Raw genomic sequence first — 20,873 nt, 5'->3', positions numbered from 1 at the left:
GCTGATGCGAGAACGGGTCCTGGCGCTTTCCACTGCCCCGTCAGGTCAGAACGCCTTGACGACGCTCATCATCACCGACGTGTTGGAATAATCCCGGGTCGGGTAGTTCGACTGCAGCCGCCGGAATTCGGTGGTCAGCGCCACGGCGATGTCGGAACGGATCGGCACGGTCAGGCCACCGCGCAGCCAGAACTCGTTGTCGGTTTCCGCGCTGGACGGGTTCACCGAAGGGTCGGGCGCGCGGTATTCCCGACGGATATAGCCGGTTTCGGCATCGAGCGACCAGGCTCCGGAAAGCGCTGCCACGGGCGATGCAAAGCGGTAGGTCGCCCCGATGCCAGCGCCAAGCTCCCAGCTCTCCTCGAAGTGCGCGGCCGCCTGCTCATAGTCACCCATCACGAAGCCGCGGAAGGACCAGTTGCGGTCGAACGCATAGGCATAGGTCGTCTGCCCCGCGATCTGGTAGCCGTCGCGGTTGCTCACCGTCGGATAGGTGGCGGTGTCGCGATACCAGCGCCGCCGGTACTCCAGCTTGGAAGTCAGCGCGGTCCGCGAATCCGGCTGGATCGCGAACCGCGTGCCGAAGCCGAGCGCACCGGAATAGTTGGCATCGTCGAGCCGGACGCCTCCGGCGATGCCGTAGAAGCCGATCCGGGCGTTGTCGATGTTGAAACGGGCCAGGTTGAAGGACGGACCGAAGGTCAGCTCGGCAAGCTCGGTATCGAGCCGCGTCGCATCGAAATACCGGCCGCCATAAAACAGGAGATCCGCTTCCAGAAGGTCACCCTGATTGCCGAGGTCATAAGCGAAATGGGCGTTTCCGGCGATGAAGACGTTCCAGTCGGGGCGACCGATGGCGGTATCGTCCAGCAGGAACGGCAACCCGTTCAGCGTGACCTGTCGGCCGCCAGGACCGGCATTGGCGTTCGACTGCCAGCGGATACCGGTCATGACCGTCGCTGTGAACTTCGCCGGGTTTTCCGCCGTGTCGATTGCGGTGAGGAAGGTGTTGACCCGCTCCGCGACCTCCGGTGGCACATTGTCGGCCTGAAGAGCGGACTGAAAATAGGAACGCGCAGCATCAAAAGAGCCAAGACGGAAGTAGAGAACGCCAAGCTCGAGCTGGATGCGCGGCAGGCCAGGGGCATAGATCAGCATCCGCTCGAAAGTGCCGATCGCGGCCTCATAATCGCCGAGCGCAGCGGAAACCGTTGCGTATTCGAAGGCGATGTCGAGATTTGACGGATCACGCAGCATGACGCCGAGCAGCTCGGATTGACGCGCCTGCAGATCCGCTCGGGAGACCGCGTCGGAGCGACTCGCTATCGCGTCGACGGCGGCAGGCCCCGCGGATTGCGCATGTGCGCCAGAGCCGGGAACCGGCACCAGCGCCACAAGCACCGCAGCCTGCGCCAGAACGCGCGCAGCATTGCGCCCCAATCTCACGTGATACCCTCCGAAAACTCCTTCGACCATCACCAACGATCGGGAGAATGCTCCGGGTCTGGATGCCCTTGCATCGACCTTGCGGAATTTACGTCAGGCAACCAACGCGAGTCCCGCGCCTCACACGAGCCGGGTTCGTATTTCCCACGATCTGTTGCGCAGCCGACACAACAAGCCGCGCAACAGTCGTTCAACTGCATATATATTAAGCTTCCGCAGGGATATCGACCCTACTTCACCTCACGGATCCGTCCATCGGTCGCGGGACTGAAGCCATTGCTCATTGCCGCGATGTAGTCTGCGACAACGACTTCAAGTCCAGGGCCGTAGTCATAGGCATTCTGCCCCGCATCGGCGAACACACGATATCCATCGCCACCGCCACGCATGTAGTTGTTGGAAACGACGCCATATGTCTTGTCGGGATCAAGTGCCTCCCAGCCGCCTTCCGTCTCCACCTCGACGCTGACGACGCGGCCGTCTTCGGGCTTGCGCGCCCGCGTCCAGGAAAAGCGGATGCCGGCGACCTGGGGGAAGCGGCCGGCCCCCTCCTCGACCTTGGAAAGACCGTTCTCGAGTGCCGCAATCACGTCGCTGCCCTTCAGCTGGAACGTGGCGAGCGTATTCTGGAACGGCAGGACGGAGATCACCTCACCCATGGTGATCTCGCCGGCATCGATGGAGGCGCGCAGGCCGCCGCCGTTCTGGATCGCGATCTGAACGCCCTGGGGACGCACGCGGTCGAGCATGGCGTCGGCCACCAGATCGCCCATCGAGCATTCCTGCGCGCGGCAGGTGTCGCGCGATCCGTCGATCTCGGCATCGGTGCGGCCGATCACCTTGGTGCGGACTTCCTCAAGCGGCTTGGAAAGCTCGCCCAGCCGGGCGGTAATATCCTTGTCGGCGGCGACAGAGACGTCGAGCAGGATCGGATTTCCGTTCGCCGAGGTGACGTTGCCGTCGTCGTCGAAGACGATCTCCAGTTCACCCAGATATTTGCCATAGGCATAGGCCTGGACGATGGGAACCTGCTTTCCGGCCGGGTTTTGCACCAGCACCGGATAAGGGCCCGCCGCCCCCTTCTCGGTGTTCGACAGGAGCGTGTGCGAGTGACCGCCGACGATGACGTCGATGCCGGGCACCCGGGTGGCGATCTCCATGTCGCGCGGCAGCCCCATATGGGTGAGCGCCACGATCTTGTCGACGCCGGCAGCCTGCAATCCCTCGACCGCCCCCTTGAGATAGGTCTCAGCGCGCAGGAACTTAACATTCGGCCCCGGCGAGGACGTCTCGTCGGTGTCCTCCGCGAGAACCGAGACGATGCCGACGCGCTCGCCGCCGAACTCAAGGATCAGCGGCCCCGACACGCGGCCCTTCAGCGTCGGCTCGTTCTCCACGTCGATATTGCCGGACAGGAGCGGCACTTTCACCTTGTCGAGAAAGGCGGAAAGCCCCTCGGGCCCATCGTCGAACTCATGGTTGCCAACCGCCATGGCGTCGAAACCGATGGCATTCATGAACTCGGCAGCGGCCGCGCCCTTGTAGGTTGTGTAGAAAAGCGAGCCCTGGAACTGGTCGCCGGCGTCTAGCGTGATCACATTGCGGCCGGCCTGCGAGAGCGCCGCCCGGCGCTCGTCGATCTTTGCCTTGATGCGGGCGATGCCACCGAAGCACTTGCCTTCCGCGTCTTCCTTGGCGCTGCAGGTGCTGTCGTATTTGTTGATCGGCTCAAGCCGGGAATGAAGGTCGTTGATGTGCAGGATCGTGAGAGAGAAGTCTGCCTGCGCGGCGCCGATCCCTAGTCCGGCAAGCATGCCGAGCGCCACAAGTCCCGTCTTCAATTCCCGATGTCGCATCGCCGTCATCTCCCCACGACCCGCCATCGCGCGGGCGCCCATCGTCCATCGCCCGGCCCAGGAAACAGACCTTGCGTCAGGACCTTGCCAGCTTGCGCAAACCGTCGCAACCGGCGTTTACCCCCCATGCACCGATAGGAAACGGGGCAGCAGCCCCGCCCCGTTCCCGCGCCTAGCAGCTCGGATAGGTCACGCAGGTGCCCGTCGGCCTTCCCATGAGGCGTGTCGAGTTTGCAAAGTCATAGTCGATGAAGGTGCCTGGCACGGGCGTTCCGACCGAGGTGATCACAGGCGGAGGGATCGGAGAACCGGGCCTGGGCGGCAAGGCGGAATTGCCGAGCGCGAACCGCCGAAGCTGCTCATCGGTCGGCCGCGGCCCGCCGCCACCGCCCTTGAACGCCCGGGCGGCTGCGTTGAGGATGTCGCTCGGCGTGCGCCCGCTTCTGCCGCTGCCGCCGTTGGCGAAGACCGAATAGCCCGAGCGCCACACCCGCACCGTCTTGCCGTTGCGGCCGACGAACGTGAGGTCCTTGCCATAGAGGAAGGAGAAGACGATGGGGCCGCCCTGGTCGACGAGGTTGGTCATTCCGCCGCGTACGCCGATGGTGCCCTGGCGGGTGCGGATCGTCACACCGCCGCGGTTCTTGGAGATCTTGCCGCCGACATAGCGCGCGACGCCACGGCCGAAGGTGGCCACCAGCTTGGCCTGGCCTGCGGCCGGACGGTAGACGAATTCATCGATGACCAGGCTGGAATTGGGACCGACCATGAAATTGGAGCCGTCGGCGAGAAGCACCTGAACACGGCCCTTGCCGTCGGTCGCAATGCGCTCGCCGCTGAACACCGCCTTGCCGATGCGGATCGTCCGCAAGGCCCCTCCGCCAACCTGGCCCGTGGCGTTCTGGTTGACGGCGCTCGCGACACCAACCCCGTCTGCGCGGGCCGGCATTGCCAGAACACACGCGGAAATCACGGCTGCAACCAGACTGGAGTGGCGAAACATCACGACGTTCTCCGATCGATGACTGGACGCCCTCGTGGCGGATCAATGGCCCAGATTGCACCACCTGGCGAATCCGCGCGGTGACGCGCATCACATTTCCGCAGAAAGTCCCGCAAGACGCAACGGCAGTATCAGTCGCGCGCGCCCCCGCCCTGCTCCTCGTTCTGACGCGCCTCAAGTTCCGCGAGATCCTCCGGCTCGAGCTCCACCACGGGAACACCGTAGGAGCCGGAAAGCCAGCGGTTGAGATCAACGTCCGCGCAGCGCTTCGAGCAGAACGGATAGAACTGCTCGACCGAGAGCTTGCTGCATTCGGGGCACGGGCGTGCGGGGCGCGTTGCGCCCTTCGAGGTGTCGTCGCTGGTCATACGGTTCCATCCTGTGTCGCGCGCCGACGAGATCGCCGGCGCGCGGCGTTTCAACTGTATTTCTGTGTCAGCCCGCCGTCGACGACCAGAGCATGGCCAGTGATGTAGCGGGCATCGTCGCTGGCGAGGAAGAGGGCGGCATTCGCCACGTCCCAGCCATCTCCCATGTGTCCCATCGGCACCTGGGCATCCCGTCGCCGCCACATCTCCTCGACGTCGCCGTCCGCATAGGCCGAAGCGAGGCCGGTCGAATTCTCCACCATCGGCGTCTTCATCAACCCCGGCAAGACGGCGTTGACGCGAATGCCGCGCGCGGCGTAGTCGATGGCCGTTGCGCTGGTGAGCTGGTTCACCGCCGCCTTGGTCGCGGAATACACGGAATAGGCGACGCCGATATGGCGGATCGATGCGACGGACGAGATATTGACGATCGCACCGCCGCCGCTTGCCAGCATCGCCGGGATCGCGTGTTTCATGCCGAGAAACATGCTCTTCAGGTTGACCGCGTTGACGCGGTCCCAGACAGCTTCCTCAAGCTCGACCACGTCCCCGACCTCGGCAATGCCGACGTTGTTGTCGAGAACATGAAGCCCTCCGAACGCCTCGACCGTTCGCGCCACCGTGTCGGCCACCTCCGCGCTGCGCGTCGCATCGCATTTCAGTGCGATGGCCGTGCCGCCCTCAGCCTCGATCAGCGCCCGCGTTTCCTCGGCCGCATCAAGATTGATGTCCGCACATGCGACACGCGCGCCCTCACGCGCAAACAGCACCGCTGTCGCCTTGCCGTTGCCCCAGCCGGGTCCGATAGACCCCGCACCAATGACCAGCGCCGACTTGCCCTCAAGCCGTCCTCCCATTCACTCCTCCCGGGTTCCTCAGTCTTCCTTCACGCCCTCCCGGCGCGATGTCGGTCGGATCATGACAGGAAAAGACGTGAGAAACCAAGAGCGAAGCACGATTTTTACGGGAACTTCCGAAAATCGAGCAACCTGGCGACGAAGAGGATCAGGGGCGAATGCTCGCCGGATCCTTCCAGGCATCGAGCAACGGATACTTCAGGCCGGCAAGCAGGTTTGCCGTCTCGTGCAGCGGAAGGCCGACAACATTCGAATACGAGCCGACCAGCTTGACGACAAACGCCCCGGCAAGCCCCTGGATGGCGTACCCCCCCGCCTTGCCGCGCCACTCGCCGCTGGCAAGATAGGCCGCGATCTCCACCCGCGACAGGCGCTTGAAGCGCACGCGGGTCTCGACGAGACGCTGACGGATGACGTCCTTCGGCGCACTGACGCAAACCGCCGTATAAACCCGGTGCCCGCGTCCAGACAGCAGCTGGAGGCAGGCTTCCGCCTCCTCGAAGCTCTCCGCCTTCGGCAGCACGCGGCTGCCGACGGCAACCACGGTATCCGCGGCAAGCACCAGCCCGTCGACATTCGCCTCCACCCGGTCGGCGGCGCGGCGCGCCACCTCGGCCTTGGTACGGGCGAGCCGCTGGGCGAGCGCACGGGGCGTCTCGCCACGGCGCGGGCTCTCGTCGATGTCGGCGGGCAGGAGCGTGTCCGGATCGATGCCGATCTGCTGCAACAGCGCAAGCCGGCGCGGCGAGCCCGAAGCCAGCACGAGCGGCATCTTTGCGGAAGGCATGGGTGTGTCAGCGGCGGTCATCGGATCGCGACCTCTCGGTCGGCTGGCGGCGGCGCAAAGCGGCAGCTTTCAGAATCACTTGAAGCGATAGGTGATACGACCCTTGGTCAGGTCATACGGGGTCATCTCGACCAGAACGCGGTCGCCTGCAAGCACGCGAATGCGGTTCTTGCGCATGCGGCCGGCCGTATGTGCGATGATCTCGTGGTCGTTCTCCAGCTTGACGCGAAAAGTCGCGTTGGGCAGCAGTTCGGTGACCACGCCCGGAAATTCGAGGACTTCTTCCTTAGCCATATGGATTCCTGATTGATGTTCGGAGTTGGCGGCGAACCTAGCGGATCGCATGAAGAAAGGGAACACACAGATTTGCGTGCCTGATGCGCTTCGGGAGCGGCGGGAACCGGCCACTCAGCCACCCGGCACGGCGGTCCATCCAAAGCGCTTCTTGATCCGCGTCATCAGCAGGTCGCGGGTGGCGCGATAACCATCGAGAATCTGCGCGCGCGACCCTGTCGTCAGGGTCGGATCGGGTGTCGGCCAGTATTCCACGTCGACCGCCTCGGTGCGTGTCATTTCAAGCGCCTTATGGTGCGCTTCGGGAGCAAGCGTGATCACCAGGTCGAAGCCGGATTCGTCCAGTTCCTCGAACGTCCTGGGCCGATGATCGGCAAGATCGCAGCCGATCTCGGCCATCACCGCTTCCACGAAAGGGTCGGGTTCGCCGGCGCGCACGCCGCAGGAGCGCACATAAACCCGGCCAGGGAACAATTGCCCGACGATTGCCGCGGCCATGGGAGAGCGCACGGCATTCATGCCGCAGGCAAACAGCACGGCTCCAGGCGCCACTCCCGGCCCCATGCCTCGATCTAGCCTTTCCAGTGCAACGCACAGACCAGCGTGAAGAGCCGCCGCGCTGTCGTGAGATCGACGTGGATCTTGCCCTCAAGCCGCTCCATCAGGATTTGCGAGCCCTCGTTGTGCACCCCGCGTCGGCCCATGTCGATCGCCTCGATCTGGCTCGGCGTTGCCATCTTGATGGCCTCGAAGTAGCTCTCGCAGATAAGGAAATAGTCTTTCACCACCTTGCGCAGCGGCGACAGCGAAAGAATGTGCGTGACAACGTCCTCGCCGCTCTGCCGCGCCACGGCGAAGACGAGGCGCTTCTCGACCATTGAAAGATGAAGCACATAGGGCCCGGGCTCTGCGCCAACGGGCTCGAAGACATTGTCCTCGATCAGGTCATAGATCGCGACCGCCCGCTCGTGTTCGATATCAGGCGTCGAACGGGCAATGGATGCCTCGTCGAGATCGACGCCGACGAGCCGCGCCGCCGAACGTTCCATGGTATCCTCAACTGCCGCCATCGCTCATACCGTCGCCGGATCGCCGCCGCCGCCATGGCGACGCCTCTCCTCAGAACCAACACCTAACGCGACGACACCGGCCACGACAAGTGCGGCGGGCCTCCCGACTAGAGATTGAGGCGAATCGAGACCGACCGCGCGTGGGCATCGAGCCCTTCCGCTTGGGCCAGGCGGATCGCGGAAGGCCCCAGGATACGCAGGGTCTGGGCATCGCAGCGCAGGATCGACGTGCGCTTGACAAAGTCGAGCACCGAAAGCCCTGACGAGAAACGTGCCGAGCGCGCCGTCGGCAACACGTGGTTCGACCCGCCGATGTAGTCGCCGATGGCCTCCGGCGTATGACGGCCGAGGAAGACCGCGCCAGCGTTGCGAACGCGCTCGAACAGGGCCTCGGGGTCGGCGACTGCCAGCTCAAGATGCTCCGGCGCGATGGCATCGACCAGCGCCGGTGCTTCCTGGAGCGAAGAAACCTGGATGATCGCTCCGAAATCGCGCCAGCTCGGCCCGGCAACGTCCTTGCGCGGCAGGCTCTCGATGTGGCGCGCGACCGCCTTCTCCACCGCGTCCGCAAAACCAGCGTCATCGGTGATCAGAATCGACTGCGCGCTGACGTCGTGCTCGGCCTGGGAAAGAAGATCTGCGGCGATCCAGTCCGGATCATTCTCCCCGTCCGCAACAACGAGGATCTCGGACGGCCCCGCAATCATGTCGATGCCGACGGTGCCGAACACCCGGCGCTTGGCCGCCGCCACATAGGCGTTGCCCGGGCCAACTATCTTCGACACGGGACGAATGCTCTCGGTGCCATAGGCAAGCGCCGCGATCGCCTGCGCCCCGCCGATTCGGTAGATCTCGGTGACACCGGCGAGATGGGCGGCTGCAAGCACAAGCGGATTGAGCTTGCCGTCCGGGCTCGGCACGCACATGACCATGCGCGACACGCCGGCGACGCGAGCCGGAACGGCGTTCATGAGCACGGACGAGGGATAACTCGCCGTTCCCCCCGGCACATAGAGGCCAACCGCGTCGATTGCCGTCCAGCGCGAGCCAAGCTCGACGCCGATCGGGTCCGTATAACGGTCATCCGCCGGCATCTGGCGGGCGTGATGCGAGGCGATCCGATCACGGGCGAGAACAAGCGCCGCCAGCGTATCGGCGTCGATCTCTTCAAGCGCGGCGGCAATCTCGGCCTCGGAAACGGTCAGTTCCGCAACACTGGCAGCCGGCAGCCGGTCGAAGCGCTCCGTGTAGCGAAGCAGCGCCGCATCGCCATTGTCGCGCACGTCTGCGAGAATGTCGCGCACGGCGGTGTCGACATCGCTCGACGCCTCGCGTTTGCTTTCCAGAAGCTCTTTGAACCGGGCCGCGAAATCCGGGCCGTTGCTGGACAGGCGAAGAACCAAGGGATCGCTCCGGTCGTTTCGCGGCTGGCCCCGTGGACGTCGCCGCATGGTCTGTCAGAAAGGGAAGGATCAGTCGAGCGAATGCTCGGGACGATGCTCGGTCGACCACGCCGCGCCGAGGTCGGAAAGCTGCGCCTCGATGCATTCGACCGCGAACGACAGGCTGGCGCCACCGGCGAAGACCAGCTCCACGCGGCCGGATGGCTCGTCGCCCTCGGGCGTGAAGGTCACCGCCAGAAGCGACAGGATCGCATCCTTGGCATCCTGTCGGATATTCTTGGCCTTGAGGTCGCTGGCGCCGGCGAACGAGAGAGCGGCGCGGCGGCGCTCCATCTCCTCACGACGCGGCTTCGCCGAAAGCCTGTCCCAGGCGAAGCGGTTCATTGCGACGACCAGATGTCCGTCCTTGGCGAAGTAACGGATGTCGCCGACCTTCAGCACCGCATCCTGAACCTGGGCCGAAATCACGGCGAGATCCTCGGCGTCAAGCGCGGCTAGTCTGAGCTGATCCATTGGTCCTGCGTGTCCCGCTCGGTGGTTGTCACGCGGCCCGTCGCGTCCGCGTCCGGGACACGGGACCGTCCACCTTACGTAATGATTTCACGCTGCAAAGCAACCGCGAACTCACGCCCTGGCAGGCGCCTCCAGATGGACCAGCATCAGCGGCTGCACGAAGGCACGCCCTTCCGGCGTCTCCACGCCATGCCGCATGAACAGCTCGCAAAGCGTTTCCCGCCTTGCTTCCGCCACGGCGCGGCGCGAGGGGTCGACGGCGACCAGATAGTCGATGAACCCCTCGAGCGCCGCAAATGTCGAATGCCGGTCATAGACGACCCGCTCCCTGAGCAGGCAGTCGCCGCGTGCGATGCGCGCCTCGAGGGCCTTTATCGCCTCTCCCCGGATCGCGGTCTCATCCTCGACCGGACGCATCACCTCGAAGAAGGTCCCCCTCGCCAGCGGTTCGACAATAACCAACGCTCCGCCCGGACGGAGCACCCGAAGCGCTTCGTCGAGCGCCTTTGTCATCACCGGAACCGGAACATGATGCAGGGAATTGACGAAGGTCGCCGCGTCGAAACTATCATCGGCGAAGGGAAGATTTTCCGCCGTCGCCGCCTCGAAACGAGCTGCCGGAACCTTGTCGCGCGCGGTCGCGACGGCCGTCCAGTCGGGATCTATGCCAGTCACACGGTAGCCGTTGTCAGCGAGCAAGCCCGACAGCGCACCATGGCCGCACCCAAGGTCAAGCACCGTTTCCGCCCGCTCCCGCTTCAAGAGATCGAGAAGACGTTCGTTGGTCTGGGGAACCCGGACCTGCGCAGTGGCAACCTCATCCAGCGCCGGAGCAATGTCTGTTGTCATGGAACGAGCTCCCTCCGGCATCATGCCTGCCTGCGTTCGCCGGCGCCGGCGAACTCCGCGCGAACGCGGTCGGTGTCCGCCCCAAGGGCCGGGACCGCGCCGAACTCCGGCGAGGCGCCATTGACCAGCGCGCCGGGAGCAAGAAGACGCACCGGGCCGCTCGGCGTGTCCGCCTCGACGTAGCGATTCTGCGGGTGGCGGACAACATCCTCCATCGTGCTGACGCGCCCGAAGGCGATGCGCGCCTTCTTCAGCTTGTCGGCGATCTCGTCACGCGGGAAAGTGCTGAAGACATCCGCGATGATTTCATCTAGGTCGGCGCGATGCGCCACCCGGTTCGAGTTGCTGTCGAAGCGGGAATCGCTCGCCACCTCCGGCCGACCGAGCACCTCGCGGCAGAAGATCGCCCACTCGCGCTCGTTCTGGATCGAGAACAGCACGTCCTTGCCATCGCTTCCAGAGTAGGCGCCATAGGGGGCGATGGTCGGGTGGTTGAGCCCGTTGCGTTCCGGTGCCTTGCCGCCATAGGCGAACTGAAGGTAGGGCACGTTCATCCAGTCGGCGAGCGCATGAAACAGGGAGACCGCGATATGGCGCCCCTCGCCTGTTCGCTCGCGCGCATACAGCGCCTGGAGGACGGACTGATGCGCCGTCATGCCGGCGGCGATGTCGCAGACGGACACGCCCACCCGCGCCGATCCATCCGCGTTTCCGGTGATCGCCGAGAGGCCGCTTTCGGCCTGCACCAGGAGGTCATAGGCCTTGAGGTCGTGGAACGGCCCATCATCGCCATAGCCGGAAATGGACACGGTGATGAGGCGCGGGTTCGCCTCGCGCAACCTGTCGGGCGCGAAACCGAGGCGGTCGATCGCGCCGGGCGCCAGATTCTGGATGAAGATATCGGCGCGCGCGATCAGGCTCGACAGCAGCGTCTTGTCGTTCTCCTCGCGCAGGTCGAGGCAGATGGACTCCTTGCCCCTGTTGAGCCAGACGAAATAGGCGCTCTCACCATGAACAAGATGGTCGTAGCCGCGCGCGAAATCGCCTTCCGGCCGTTCGACCTTGATGACACGGGCGCCGGCTTCGGCAAGCCGCCCGGACAGATAGGGCGCGGCGACAGCCTGCTCCACAGACACAACAAGCAATCCGGCGAGATCAGAAGGCATTGTAAAGGCGACTCCATTTCCTGTGCCGCAAGTATGCCCGACGGGAAGATGCCTGAGTAATAGTGGGGTTGCCCCGCGGCTATTGCCTCAAGCTATGCCTTTGCAGCGGCAAGATGCCATAACACCGGTCTATGAGCGCACTTCGAACTGGCTATTTGCCAGCGTGCCGCCGGCTGAGCACTCTCCCGTGTCACGACAGGAGAGGATTCTCAAGATGACCAAAGGACGAACGGACGCCGTCTCCGCCGCTCTCGATACGATCGCGCTGCCGCTCTTCGTGCCCGGAAACCGGCCCGAGCGTTTTGCCAAGGCGCTTTCCGCCGGTGCGGACGCCGTGATCATCGACCTGGAGGACGCGGTTCCTCCGTCGGCAAAGGACGAGGCCCGCGCGGGCCTTGCCAGGGCGCTCGCGGATCTCTCCCCGGACGTGCCGCTGCTGGTGCGTGTCAACGCGGCCGGCACGGCCTGGCACGACCAGGACCTCGCAGCCTGCGCCGAATTGCCGCTTGCCGGTGTCGTCGTCGCCAAGGCGGAGGATGCGCTCAGCCTTGAGCACGCGGCGCGGCGCGCCGGGGCGGGCGTCATTGCCCTGGTCGAAAGCGCCAGCGGCCTTGCCGCCGCCCATGAGATCGCCCGGGCGAGCCGGAGGATCGCCTTCGGCTCTATCGACTTTGCCGCAGACCTCGGCATCGCGCATGAGCGCGAGACGCTGGCCCATGCGCGTTTCGCGCTTGCTCTTGCAGCACGGCTTGCCGGACAGGCCGCCCCCATCGACGGCGTCACCACCGACATTCGCGACGCCGCGCTGATCGAGGCCGACTGCCGTCATGCGGTGGGTTACGGCTTCGCGGGCAAGCTGCTGATCCATCCCGCCCAGATCGGTCCGGCGCGGGCAGGCTTTGCCCCCTCCCCCGAGGAAGCAGCCTGGGCGAGAAGAATCGTGGACGCCGCCGGCGACGGGACCGCAGCGGTGGCGGTCGACGGCGCCATGGTCGATGCACCGGTTGTCATTCGCGCCCGCCAAATCCTCGACAGGCTCGCGGCCCATGAGGCGGCTATCGCCTGACGGCCGGCCACCCCTCGCCGCTCTGGCAAGAGACAATCCCACCCGCAACACGCTTACGGGTGGGCGTCGTTGCGGATCTCCCCAGGGGCTATGACACCCCCGGTCCACTGGAACAGGCGGCAGGTCAGATGGTGCGACCGCCATCGACCTCAAGGATCACGCCGGTGATGAAATCGGCTTCATCCGAGGCGAGATAGAGCGCCGCATTGGCGATGTCGCGCGGCTCGGAAAGGCGTCCCATCGGGATCGTGGCGATGAACTTCTCGCGGTTTTCCGGCGTGTCCGGCACGCCCATGAACTGCTCGAGAAGGCCAGTCACGCCCATCACCGGCGCGATGCCGTTGACCCGGATCTTCTTGGCCGCCAGCTCGACCGCGAGGCTGCGCGTCATCAGGTTCACCGCGCCCTTCGACGAGTTGTACCAGGTGAGACCGGGGCGCGGACGAATGCCGGCGGTGGAACCGACATTGATCATGACGCCGCCGCCCTGCTTCTCCCACACCGGCACGCAGGTCTTGGTCATGTGGAAGATCGACAGGACGTTGATGTCGTAGATCTTGCGGAAGGTCGCCTCATCTGTCTCCATCAACGGCTTGTTCGGATTGGTCCAGCCGGCATTGTTGACGACAATGTCGAGCGAGCCGAAGGCCTTGATCGTTTCCGCCACGGCATCGGCGACCTGCTTGCCCTCGGTCACATCGCAGGTGACCGCAATGGCTGCATCGCCCAGTTCGCGGGCGACGGCCTTCGCTCCCTCGCCGTTCATGTCGACAATCGCGACCTTGGCGCCCTCGCGCACGAAGGTCTCGGCGATGCCCTTGCCGAAGCCCGAGGCGGCACCCGTGACGAGGGCGGTTTTTCCTGAAAGTCTCATGATCTGTTCCTCAGCCGTGATTGTTGACGATGGTCTTGATGCGGGAAAACTCGTGCAGGGCCTCGAAGCCCTTCTCCCGCCCGTGACCGGACTTGCGCACCCCGCCGAAGGGCAGTTCGACGCCACCACCGGCGCCGTAGCCATTGATGAAGACCTGACCGCAGCGCATCGCCTTGGAAAGACGCTGCTGGCGACCACCGTCGCGCGTCCACAAGCCCGCGACCAGGCCGTATTCCGTATCGTTGGCAATGCGGATCGCATCCGCCTCATCCTCGAAAGGGATGGCGCAGAGCACGGGACCGAAGACCTCCTCCTGCGCGATCCTGGATCTGGGGTCGCAGGGACCGAAGAGCGCGGCGGGGACATAATAGCCGCCCTGCGGGGCGTCCCCGGCCAGCTTGCCGCGGGCAACGAGCGGAGCGTCGGCCTCATCGATATAGCGCTCGACGCGCTGCTTCTGTCTGGCGGAGATAAGCGGCCCGAGAACGGCATCCTCGCTCGAGGAATCGGAGGTGACGATCCCCTCGAAGCGGCGGGTCAGTTCGGCCATCACCTCGTCGAAGATCCCGCGTTCGATGAGGATGCGCGAGCCGGCGGAGCATGTCTGCCCGCCGTTCTGGATGATCGCGTTGACAATCACCGGATAGGCCGCCTCGAGGTCCGCGTCGGCAAAGACGATCTGCGGAGACTTGCCGCCAAGCTCCAGCGTGCAGCCAATGAAGTTCTTCGCCGCGGCAACCTGGATCAGGACACCCACCTCCGGCGAACCGGTGAAGGACATGAAATCGACGCCACGATGCTCCGAGAGCGCCTTTCCGGCGACCTCGCCGCGCCCCGTGACCACGTTGATCGCCCCATCCGGAAAGCCGACCTCGCACGCGAGGTCTGCAATGCGGAGCGCGGTCAGGCAGGCGTCCTCGGCCGGCTTGAGAACGGTGGCGTTGCCCATCGCCAGCGCCGGGGCGAGCGAGCGGGCGAACATCTGCGCCGGATAGTTCCAGGGAATGATGTGTCCGGTGACGCCATGCGGCTCGCGGTGCATTTCGACGTTGTAGCCGGCGAGAAAGGGGATCACCTCGCCATGCACCTTGTCGGCCGCGCCACCGTAGAACTCGAAGTAGCGGGCCGTCACCAGCATGTCGGCGCGCGCCTGACGAAGCGGCTTGCCGTTGTCGCGGGTCTCGAGCAGGGCGAGGGCCTCGGCCTCGGCCTCGATGCGGAGGGAAAGACGCAGCATCAGCCGGCCGCGTTCTGCCGCCGTCAGCTTCGACCAGGCGCCGCCGTCAAAGGCCGCGCGCGCCGCCGCGACGGCGGCATCGACATCCTCGGGACCGGAGTCGGCGATCGAGGTGAAAACCTCGCCGTCGATGGGCGAACGGACATCCATTTCCCGCCCCGAGGTCGCAGGTATCCACCTGCCGCCGATCAGGTTCAAGGGATCGGGCAGTCGGATGCTTTGCATTTTCATCGGTTCAGGTCCTTTCGTGCTCCAGGGAGCCTTCGGAGACTTCCCCGCGCTCGATCACGAGCGTGCGCCCGGCGAAGCCGCGCAACAGAGAGGGGTTGGATTCGGTGATGACGAGGGCAACGGTGCGGTCGGCATCGCGCAACGCCTTGAGCGCGTCCGCGTAGCGAAGCGCCAGAGCCGGCGCGAGCCCCTGGAAGGGCTCATCGAGCATGACGAGCTTGGTGCCGAGCATCAGAGCTCGCCCGAGAGCGACCATCTTGCCCTGACCGCCGGAGACGTTGCCGGCCGGCCGGCCGCCCATCTCCTTGAGCTCCGGCAGGATGTGATAGACCCGATCAAGTCGGCGGCGGGTTTCGGCCTGGTCGAGGCGGGCGACCTGCGCTGGCAGCAAGATGTTCTCCTCAACGGTGAAGGCCGAGAACAACCGCCGGTCCTCGGGCGCATAGCCGATGCCGAGCCCCGGACGCTTTGCCGGACGCAGCTCGGAAATCTCCTCTCCCGCGAAACGGAGCGAGCCGGAGACGGAGGTAAAGCCCATGATCGACCGCAGCAGAGTGGTCTTACCCGCACCGTTGCGGCCGATCAGCGCGACAGTCTCGCCCGCCTCGATGGAGAAGGTCACGCTGCGCAGGATCGGGATGATGCCGATGCTGGCATCCAGGTTTTCGAGATCCAGCATCACACGGCCTCCCCGATCACATCCCGAATCACGTCGGGATGCGCGAGAATCTCGGCCGGAGATCCCCGCATCTGCACGTTTCCGGCTGCCCAGACAGCCACCTCATCGGCGTAGCGCGAGACGATGCCCATGTCGTGCTCGACAAAGACGGAGGTGACCTGCGCTTCGCCGAGCGCTTTCACCAATGTTTCCATGACGGCAAACTTCTCCGAGGACGCGACGCCCGAGGTCGGCTCGTCCATCAGCAACAGGCGCGGCTTCAGCGCCAGCGCGACGGCAATGTCGATGAGCTTGCGCTGGCCTTCCGACAGCTCGATGACGGGACGGTCCGCGACATCCGCGCACCCCATCATGTCCAGCAGGTGCATCATCTCCGCCCGTTCCTTCACTTCGTGAAGATTGCGCAGAGGGTTCATCAACCCCTCGCGGGCGGCGACGGAGATAAGCAGGTTCTCCAGGGCCGTATGCTCGGTGAAGAGCTGCGGGATCTGGAAAGCGCGCGCCACACCGAGACGAACGATCCGGCGCGGCGGCAGGGGCGTGACATCCTTGCCCTCGAAGAACACCTTGCCGCGGCTCGGCTTGATCCAGCCCGTGCAGATGTTGAGGAAGGTGGTCTTGCCGGCACCATTGGGGCCGATGATCGCAAGGTTCTTGCCGCGCTCCACCGTCAGCGAGACGCCGTCGGCGGCGACAACGCCGCCGAACCGGATCTGGAGATCGCGGGCTTCGAGAAGAGGTGCGCTCATTGGGTCCTCCCTTTGCCGGTGAGGCGGTTCAGCGCGCTTTCATAGATGCCAATGACGCCGCCGGGGGCGAACAGAATGATGAGAAGCAGGAAGCCGCCGAGCAGAAGCTGCCAGATATCGCCGGCAAAGGCGGAGGCATAGGTGCGCACGATCTCATAGATGAGCGCCCCGATGAAGGCGCCCGGCACCGAGCCGGCTCCCCCGAGCACGGCGACGAAGACCATCTCGCCGGAACGGATCCACCATGAGAACTCAGGCGTGACAACGCCCTGGGCAATCCCCATCAGCACGCCGCCGGTACCGCACAGCACGGCCGACAGGACATACCCGACAAGAAGGGTGCGCTGAGGTGACACGCCGAGATACTGGAGCCGCGTCTCGTTGGTCTTGACTGTCTGGAAAAGCTGACCGAGCGGCGAGGCGAACCAGCGAATGGTGAACCAGCCGAGCAGGATGGCCAGAACCAGCGTCAGATAGAAGAGCAGGAGTTCGAAGGGCCCGCGCTCCATTGCCATGCCGAGCACCGTCGGTCGCGGCAGGCGGATGCCGTCGGCACCTCCCGTCACATGGTAGAATTTCTCCAGGATCGACCAGAAGATCATGGAGAACGCGAGATTGAGCATCCCGAAGAAGATGCCCCGGTAGCGGACCACGAACAGGCCGACGATCAGGCCGGACAGGGCTGCGCCGGCGACCGAGACGAGCAGCACGAGAAAGAGATCAGCGCCGTTCATCGTCGCCGACAGGAAAGCCCCGCCGTAGGCTGCGATGGCGAAGTAGAGCGCGTGACCGAAGGAGACCTGGCCGGCGCGCAACAGAACGGTGACACCGACGACGGCCAGCCCCTTGGCAAGTGCAAGGTTTACGAGAAGCTGCATGGACGGCGCGGCGAAAGGCACCAGCGCCACCACGATGACCGCGAGGAGCGGCAGGAGTTTGCGAAGCGACATGCGTCCCGGCCTCAGATCTTGCGCGCCGTCGGGCTGCCGAAGAGCCCTTCCGGGCGCACCAGCAGAACGAGGAGCATGATGAGATAGGGCACGAGAACCGCGGTCTCGGGCCAGACGTAGACCGCGAAGGACCGGCCGAGCCCGATCAGCAGCGCGGTGAAGGCCGCGCCCTCGATCTGGCCCAGTCCGGCGGTGGCGACCACCGCGAAGGACAGCACGATCATGTCGGCGCCCATTCCAGGCAGGATCGACGTCGTTGGCGAGGCCAGCGCACCGCCGAGGCCGGCGAGCGACGCGCCGACAATGAAGGTGAGCAGGAACACCTTGTCCGCATCGATGCCGATGGACTGGGCCGCCTCCCGGTCCTCGGTCGTCGCCAGGATCAGCTTTCCAACGATGGTGTGGCGCAGGAAGAAGCGCAGCCCGAAGAGAAGCACCAGCGCCAGCACGGGTAGCAGGATGAGCTGATAGGCCATGTAGGTGACGCCGAAGATCGTGACCCGCCCCAGTTCCTGAAGCACAGCGGCCTGGAAATAGGGCTGCGTGCCCCAAACCAAGCGCTGCACGTCCTCAAGGATCATGAAGACGGCGAAGGTCACGAGAAGCTGGAGCACTTCCGGCTTGTTGTAGATCCGCCGCAGCAACAGCCACTCGATCGGCCCACCGATGAGGACGCCGACAAGGATGGCGGAGACCAGCATCAGCGGAAAGGCGAAGACCGGCGCGAAGCCGAGCGCCAGCATGTAACCGGTCAGCGACACGGTGAGATAGGCGCCAACCGCGTAGAGCGATCCGTGAGCGACGTTGAGGATGCGCATCACGCCGAAGATCAGCGTGAGCCCGACGGCCACGATGAAGACAAGCGCCGCATAGGCGACGCCGTCGAACAGGGCCAGAAGGAACAGGGTCGGATTCATGTGTGTCCATTCAGCGCGAGAGGTGCCGTTCGGCGCGGGTTTCGGGACGGACGGTATTCGGCGCCATCTGCCTGCGCCGCCGCGGCGCGAGGCATCGCCTGGATGCTGGATCGGGGGCGGCACACGATGTCCCGCCCCCGGTCGTCATCGCTTACTTCTCGTAGGTGTCGACCTTGACGCCGTTGATGAAGTCGGGCGTCAGCTTGCTGACCCAGGCGACCGACTCCTCGCCGACCGGCGCCGTGAGGCCCTCACCGTCGAAGATCATGATGTTTCCAAGGGTGGCGAAGGGATAGTCACCACTCTGGACGCTGGTGCCGAGAAGCTGCGCCTCGATGCCCTGATGATCCTCGCGAATGGTGACCTCGCGACCCAGGCCCTGGAAGGTCAGCCCCTCAAGCGCCGTGATCACCTCGTCCTCACCCGGCCATTCCCCGCCCTTGGCGTCCGCGGCCTTCTCGTAAGCGGTCTTCAGGGCCGCGATGGCCTGCGACATGTGGAAGACCGGATAGATCGCGTGTGCCCCCGTCTTCTTCTCGAACGTGGCCATGAACTCCTTGAAGTCCGCGTCGTCGCGACGCTCGGGATGCAGGAAATAATGGTCGCCACGCGCGCCGACGATATGACCGGCCGGAAGCGTCGATCCGAGGCGCTCAAGCGAGCTCTCGGCGAGCGGGATGACGAAGGTCGAGGTGTTCATCAGGCCACGCTGTGCCGCCTGCTGGATGAACGTGTCGAGATCGCCGCCCCAGGAGGTCGACAGGATCACGTCCGGCTGCAGAGCCTGAAGACGCGAGATCTCGGTGGAGAAATCCGGCGCGCCGAATTTGGGGAAGAACTCGCCGACAATCTCGACGTCCGGCTTCATCGCCTTCAGCGCCGTGGAGAAGATCTGCCAGCTGTCGCGACCCCAGGCGTAGTCCTGGTTCACAACGGCGATAGTCTTGAAGTCCGGATGGGTCTTGAGAAGGTAAACAACCGTCGCAAGCATCTCAGGCGTTGCGTTCGCCTGGGTGCGGAAGACATAGTTGTACTTGTTTTCCTCGAAAATCTTCTGCGTTCCGCAATCCCACATCAGATTGACGACCTTGAGATCCTCGGCGAGCGGGGCCAGCGTCTGGCAGTTGCCAGACGAGATCGAGGCGAGCATGGCGTGAGCACCCTCGCTTTCCACCTGGCGGCGGTATTCGGAGGTCAGCGCCTCGGCGCCGGCCCCCTCGTCAATGAAGGAGAGCTTCACCGGCACGCCGGCAATGCCCCCCTCGGCATTGATTTTCTCGACGAGGATCTCGGCGGCATCGCGCGCCGGAACGCCGAAGACGGACGCCGGGCCCGTCAGGAACGTGGTGACGCCGACCTTGAGCTCGGCCGGCTTTTCGGCGGCAAGAGCCGCGAACGGCACGGCAACCATCGCCGCGGTGGCAAGAAGAAGCTTTTTCATGGATTTCCTCCCAAGAATGACGCAGGCGACACCTCCTCGCCCGCATCTTCCGTTTCGCTGCGGCCTCTGCCGTCAGCGGATTGCAATCGGATTGATGATCATCTGCACGGCCCCCTTCAGGCGGGCCTGGCCGAGCACGAACAGGAACTCGTGCACCCCGTCCTTCGCCAGTTCGCGGGTGTCCATGTTCTCCAGGATGTAGATGCCGTTCTGCGGCTGGAGGATCTGATGCGCACGAAACGCCTCGCCCTCCTTCTCCGCCGGTACGACTTCCATGCCCCAGGTATCGGCGCCGACCGCCATCACGCCGATGTCGGCGAGATATTCCGCGCCGCTCACGCCGACGCCCGGCTCGGCCGCGCCGAAACGCTTGGCATCCGGATTGTCGCCGTCGAGTAGGTTCATCCAGTTGGAGTTGAAGAGCACGACGTCGCCCTCGCGCAGCTCGACGCCCTGCTTCTGCGCGGCGGCCTTGATGTCGTCCGCGGTATAGGCCTTGCCCTCCGCGACCATATCGACGCCGTAGAATTTCGCCATGTCGAGCATGACGCCACGTCCGACGAGGCCCGGCAGGTTGTGCAGGCCGAGTTCGGTCAGGCCGGCGGCCTTGGCGAAGTCGCTGTCCTTGTGACCGTTATAGTAGGTGTGATCGATCCCGGCATGGCCAAGACCGTCGATCTGCGGGCCGATGCCCAGCCAACCCATGAAGATGTCATCGTTGTAGGTAAAGGCGTTCTCGCCCATGCCGCTGTTGGAGATCTGGTTGGGCTGGAGAACGGTGACGGACAGACTGCGCGGCGGAAAGGCCGGCGTGTCGCTGCCGACGATCATGCCGAGGCTGTAGACCTTGCCCTTGTCGACGAGCCGCGATGCGGCCTTGACGCGCTCCGGCGTCATCAGGTTCGCCGCGCCGATCTGGTCGTCCTTGCCCCATTTGGAGCTGGTCCAGTCCGCAGCAGCTCCGTCGGCCTGCGCGAGACAGGTCGAGGCGATCAACAAGCCGACCGCAACCACCGTGCTTTTAAGAGTATCCATCTGCTTCCTCCCAGAGCATTTCGGATACGTGGAGCCTATGAACTCGCCTGTCCCCGCACCAATAATTTGCGAAGCACCCGGC

The 20,873-nt window shown here is 64.8% G+C and carries 22 protein-coding genes; 1 reads left to right on the top strand and 21 read right to left on the bottom strand.

Features of this window, described 5'->3' with window-relative positions; translation table 11 throughout:
- Window positions 1-45: 45 nt before the first annotated feature.
- From ACSLUQ_RS19900 to ACSLUQ_RS19840, 13 genes are all read right to left on the bottom strand, one after another.
- Window positions 46-1,446, bottom strand: coding sequence for a tetratricopeptide repeat protein (locus tag ACSLUQ_RS19900; protein ID WP_417773690.1), 1,401 nt, complete (start codon window positions 1,444-1,446; stop codon window positions 46-48).
- A 230-nt stretch (window positions 1,447-1,676) separates the two neighbouring features.
- A complete protein-coding gene (locus ACSLUQ_RS19895; protein WP_461809520.1) occupies window positions 1,677-3,302 on the bottom strand; it encodes a bifunctional metallophosphatase/5'-nucleotidase in 1,626 nt (541 codons plus the stop codon).
- A gap of 172 nt (window positions 3,303-3,474) precedes the next feature.
- Window positions 3,475-4,305, bottom strand: a complete 831-nt coding sequence (locus ACSLUQ_RS19890) for a FecR family protein (protein ID WP_461809574.1) — start codon at window positions 4,303-4,305, stop codon at window positions 3,475-3,477.
- A 131-nt stretch (window positions 4,306-4,436) separates the two neighbouring features.
- Window positions 4,437-4,673 carry a DNA gyrase inhibitor YacG gene (gene yacG, locus ACSLUQ_RS19885; RefSeq protein ID WP_417773688.1) on the bottom strand — a complete coding sequence of 79 codons (237 nt, stop codon included), beginning with the start codon at window positions 4,671-4,673 and terminating at the stop codon, window positions 4,437-4,439.
- Between the two features lie 50 nt (window positions 4,674-4,723).
- Complete coding sequence (locus ACSLUQ_RS19880; RefSeq protein WP_461809519.1) at window positions 4,724-5,530, bottom strand: SDR family NAD(P)-dependent oxidoreductase; 807 nt, start codon at window positions 5,528-5,530, stop codon at window positions 4,724-4,726.
- Between the two features lie 148 nt (window positions 5,531-5,678).
- Window positions 5,679-6,317, bottom strand: coding sequence for a Maf-like protein (locus ACSLUQ_RS19875; RefSeq protein ID WP_417773686.1), 639 nt, complete (start codon window positions 6,315-6,317; stop codon window positions 5,679-5,681).
- A 75-nt stretch (window positions 6,318-6,392) separates the two neighbouring features.
- A complete protein-coding gene (gene infA / locus ACSLUQ_RS19870) occupies window positions 6,393-6,611 on the bottom strand; it encodes a translation initiation factor IF-1 (RefSeq protein WP_013653834.1) in 219 nt (72 codons plus the stop codon).
- 114 nt (window positions 6,612-6,725) lie between these two features.
- Entirely contained in the window at window positions 6,726-7,175 is a 450-nt protein-coding gene (locus ACSLUQ_RS19865) for an arsenate-mycothiol transferase ArsC (RefSeq protein WP_417773685.1), read from the bottom strand.
- Window positions 7,176-7,183: 8 nt separating this feature from the next.
- The gene (locus ACSLUQ_RS19860) at window positions 7,184-7,660 is read right to left on the bottom strand and encodes a UPF0262 family protein (protein ID WP_461809518.1); all 477 of its coding nucleotides are present in this window, start codon (window positions 7,658-7,660) and stop codon (window positions 7,184-7,186) included.
- Window positions 7,661-7,788: 128 nt separating this feature from the next.
- Entirely contained in the window at window positions 7,789-9,084 is a 1,296-nt protein-coding gene (hisD, locus tag ACSLUQ_RS19855) for a histidinol dehydrogenase (RefSeq protein WP_417773683.1), read from the bottom strand.
- 69 nt (window positions 9,085-9,153) lie between these two features.
- Entirely contained in the window at window positions 9,154-9,597 is a 444-nt protein-coding gene (locus tag ACSLUQ_RS19850) for a DUF2948 family protein (RefSeq protein WP_417773682.1), read from the bottom strand.
- A gap of 111 nt (window positions 9,598-9,708) precedes the next feature.
- Window positions 9,709-10,446, bottom strand: a complete 738-nt coding sequence (locus ACSLUQ_RS19845; protein WP_417773681.1) for a class I SAM-dependent methyltransferase — start codon at window positions 10,444-10,446, stop codon at window positions 9,709-9,711.
- A gap of 20 nt (window positions 10,447-10,466) precedes the next feature.
- A complete protein-coding gene (locus ACSLUQ_RS19840) occupies window positions 10,467-11,612 on the bottom strand; it encodes a CaiB/BaiF CoA transferase family protein (protein ID WP_417773680.1) in 1,146 nt (381 codons plus the stop codon).
- A 214-nt stretch (window positions 11,613-11,826) separates the two neighbouring features.
- Between ACSLUQ_RS19840 and ACSLUQ_RS19835 the strand changes: the two genes are divergently transcribed.
- Entirely contained in the window at window positions 11,827-12,678 is an 852-nt protein-coding gene (locus ACSLUQ_RS19835) for an HpcH/HpaI aldolase/citrate lyase family protein (protein ID WP_461809517.1), read from the top strand.
- A gap of 124 nt (window positions 12,679-12,802) precedes the next feature.
- Here the strand turns inward: ACSLUQ_RS19835 and ACSLUQ_RS19830 are convergent, their stop codons facing one another.
- The 8 genes from ACSLUQ_RS19830 to ACSLUQ_RS19795 all read right to left on the bottom strand — a co-directional run bounded on the left by ACSLUQ_RS19830 (window position 12,803) and on the right by ACSLUQ_RS19795 (window position 20,791).
- The gene (locus tag ACSLUQ_RS19830) at window positions 12,803-13,552 is read right to left on the bottom strand and encodes an SDR family oxidoreductase (RefSeq protein WP_461809516.1); all 750 of its coding nucleotides are present in this window, start codon (window positions 13,550-13,552) and stop codon (window positions 12,803-12,805) included.
- Between the two features lie 10 nt (window positions 13,553-13,562).
- A complete protein-coding gene (locus ACSLUQ_RS19825; protein WP_461809515.1) occupies window positions 13,563-15,020 on the bottom strand; it encodes an aldehyde dehydrogenase family protein in 1,458 nt (485 codons plus the stop codon).
- Between the two features lie 4 nt (window positions 15,021-15,024).
- Window positions 15,025-15,699, bottom strand: a complete 675-nt coding sequence (locus ACSLUQ_RS19820) for an ABC transporter ATP-binding protein (RefSeq protein ID WP_417773676.1) — start codon at window positions 15,697-15,699, stop codon at window positions 15,025-15,027.
- The gene (locus ACSLUQ_RS19815) at window positions 15,699-16,448 is read right to left on the bottom strand and encodes an ABC transporter ATP-binding protein (protein WP_417773675.1); all 750 of its coding nucleotides are present in this window, start codon (window positions 16,446-16,448) and stop codon (window positions 15,699-15,701) included. Before ACSLUQ_RS19815 ends, ACSLUQ_RS19820 begins: the two co-directional genes overlap by 1 nt.
- Window positions 16,445-17,398: a branched-chain amino acid ABC transporter permease gene (locus ACSLUQ_RS19810; RefSeq protein WP_417773674.1), complete on the bottom strand. Its 954-nt coding sequence runs from the start codon at window positions 17,396-17,398 to the stop codon at window positions 16,445-16,447. Before ACSLUQ_RS19810 ends, ACSLUQ_RS19815 begins: the two co-directional genes overlap by 4 nt.
- An 11-nt stretch (window positions 17,399-17,409) precedes the next feature.
- Complete coding sequence (locus ACSLUQ_RS19805; protein WP_417773673.1) at window positions 17,410-18,315, bottom strand: branched-chain amino acid ABC transporter permease; 906 nt, start codon at window positions 18,313-18,315, stop codon at window positions 17,410-17,412.
- A gap of 151 nt (window positions 18,316-18,466) precedes the next feature.
- A complete protein-coding gene (locus tag ACSLUQ_RS19800; protein ID WP_461809514.1) occupies window positions 18,467-19,756 on the bottom strand; it encodes an ABC transporter substrate-binding protein in 1,290 nt (429 codons plus the stop codon).
- A gap of 72 nt (window positions 19,757-19,828) precedes the next feature.
- Entirely contained in the window at window positions 19,829-20,791 is a 963-nt protein-coding gene (locus tag ACSLUQ_RS19795; protein WP_417773671.1) for a cyclase family protein, read from the bottom strand.
- Between the last annotated feature and the right edge of the window lie 82 nt (window positions 20,792-20,873).

The organism is Stappia sp. ICDLI1TA098 (assembly GCF_054880955.1).
This window is presented reverse-complemented; position numbering and strand designations above follow the sequence as displayed.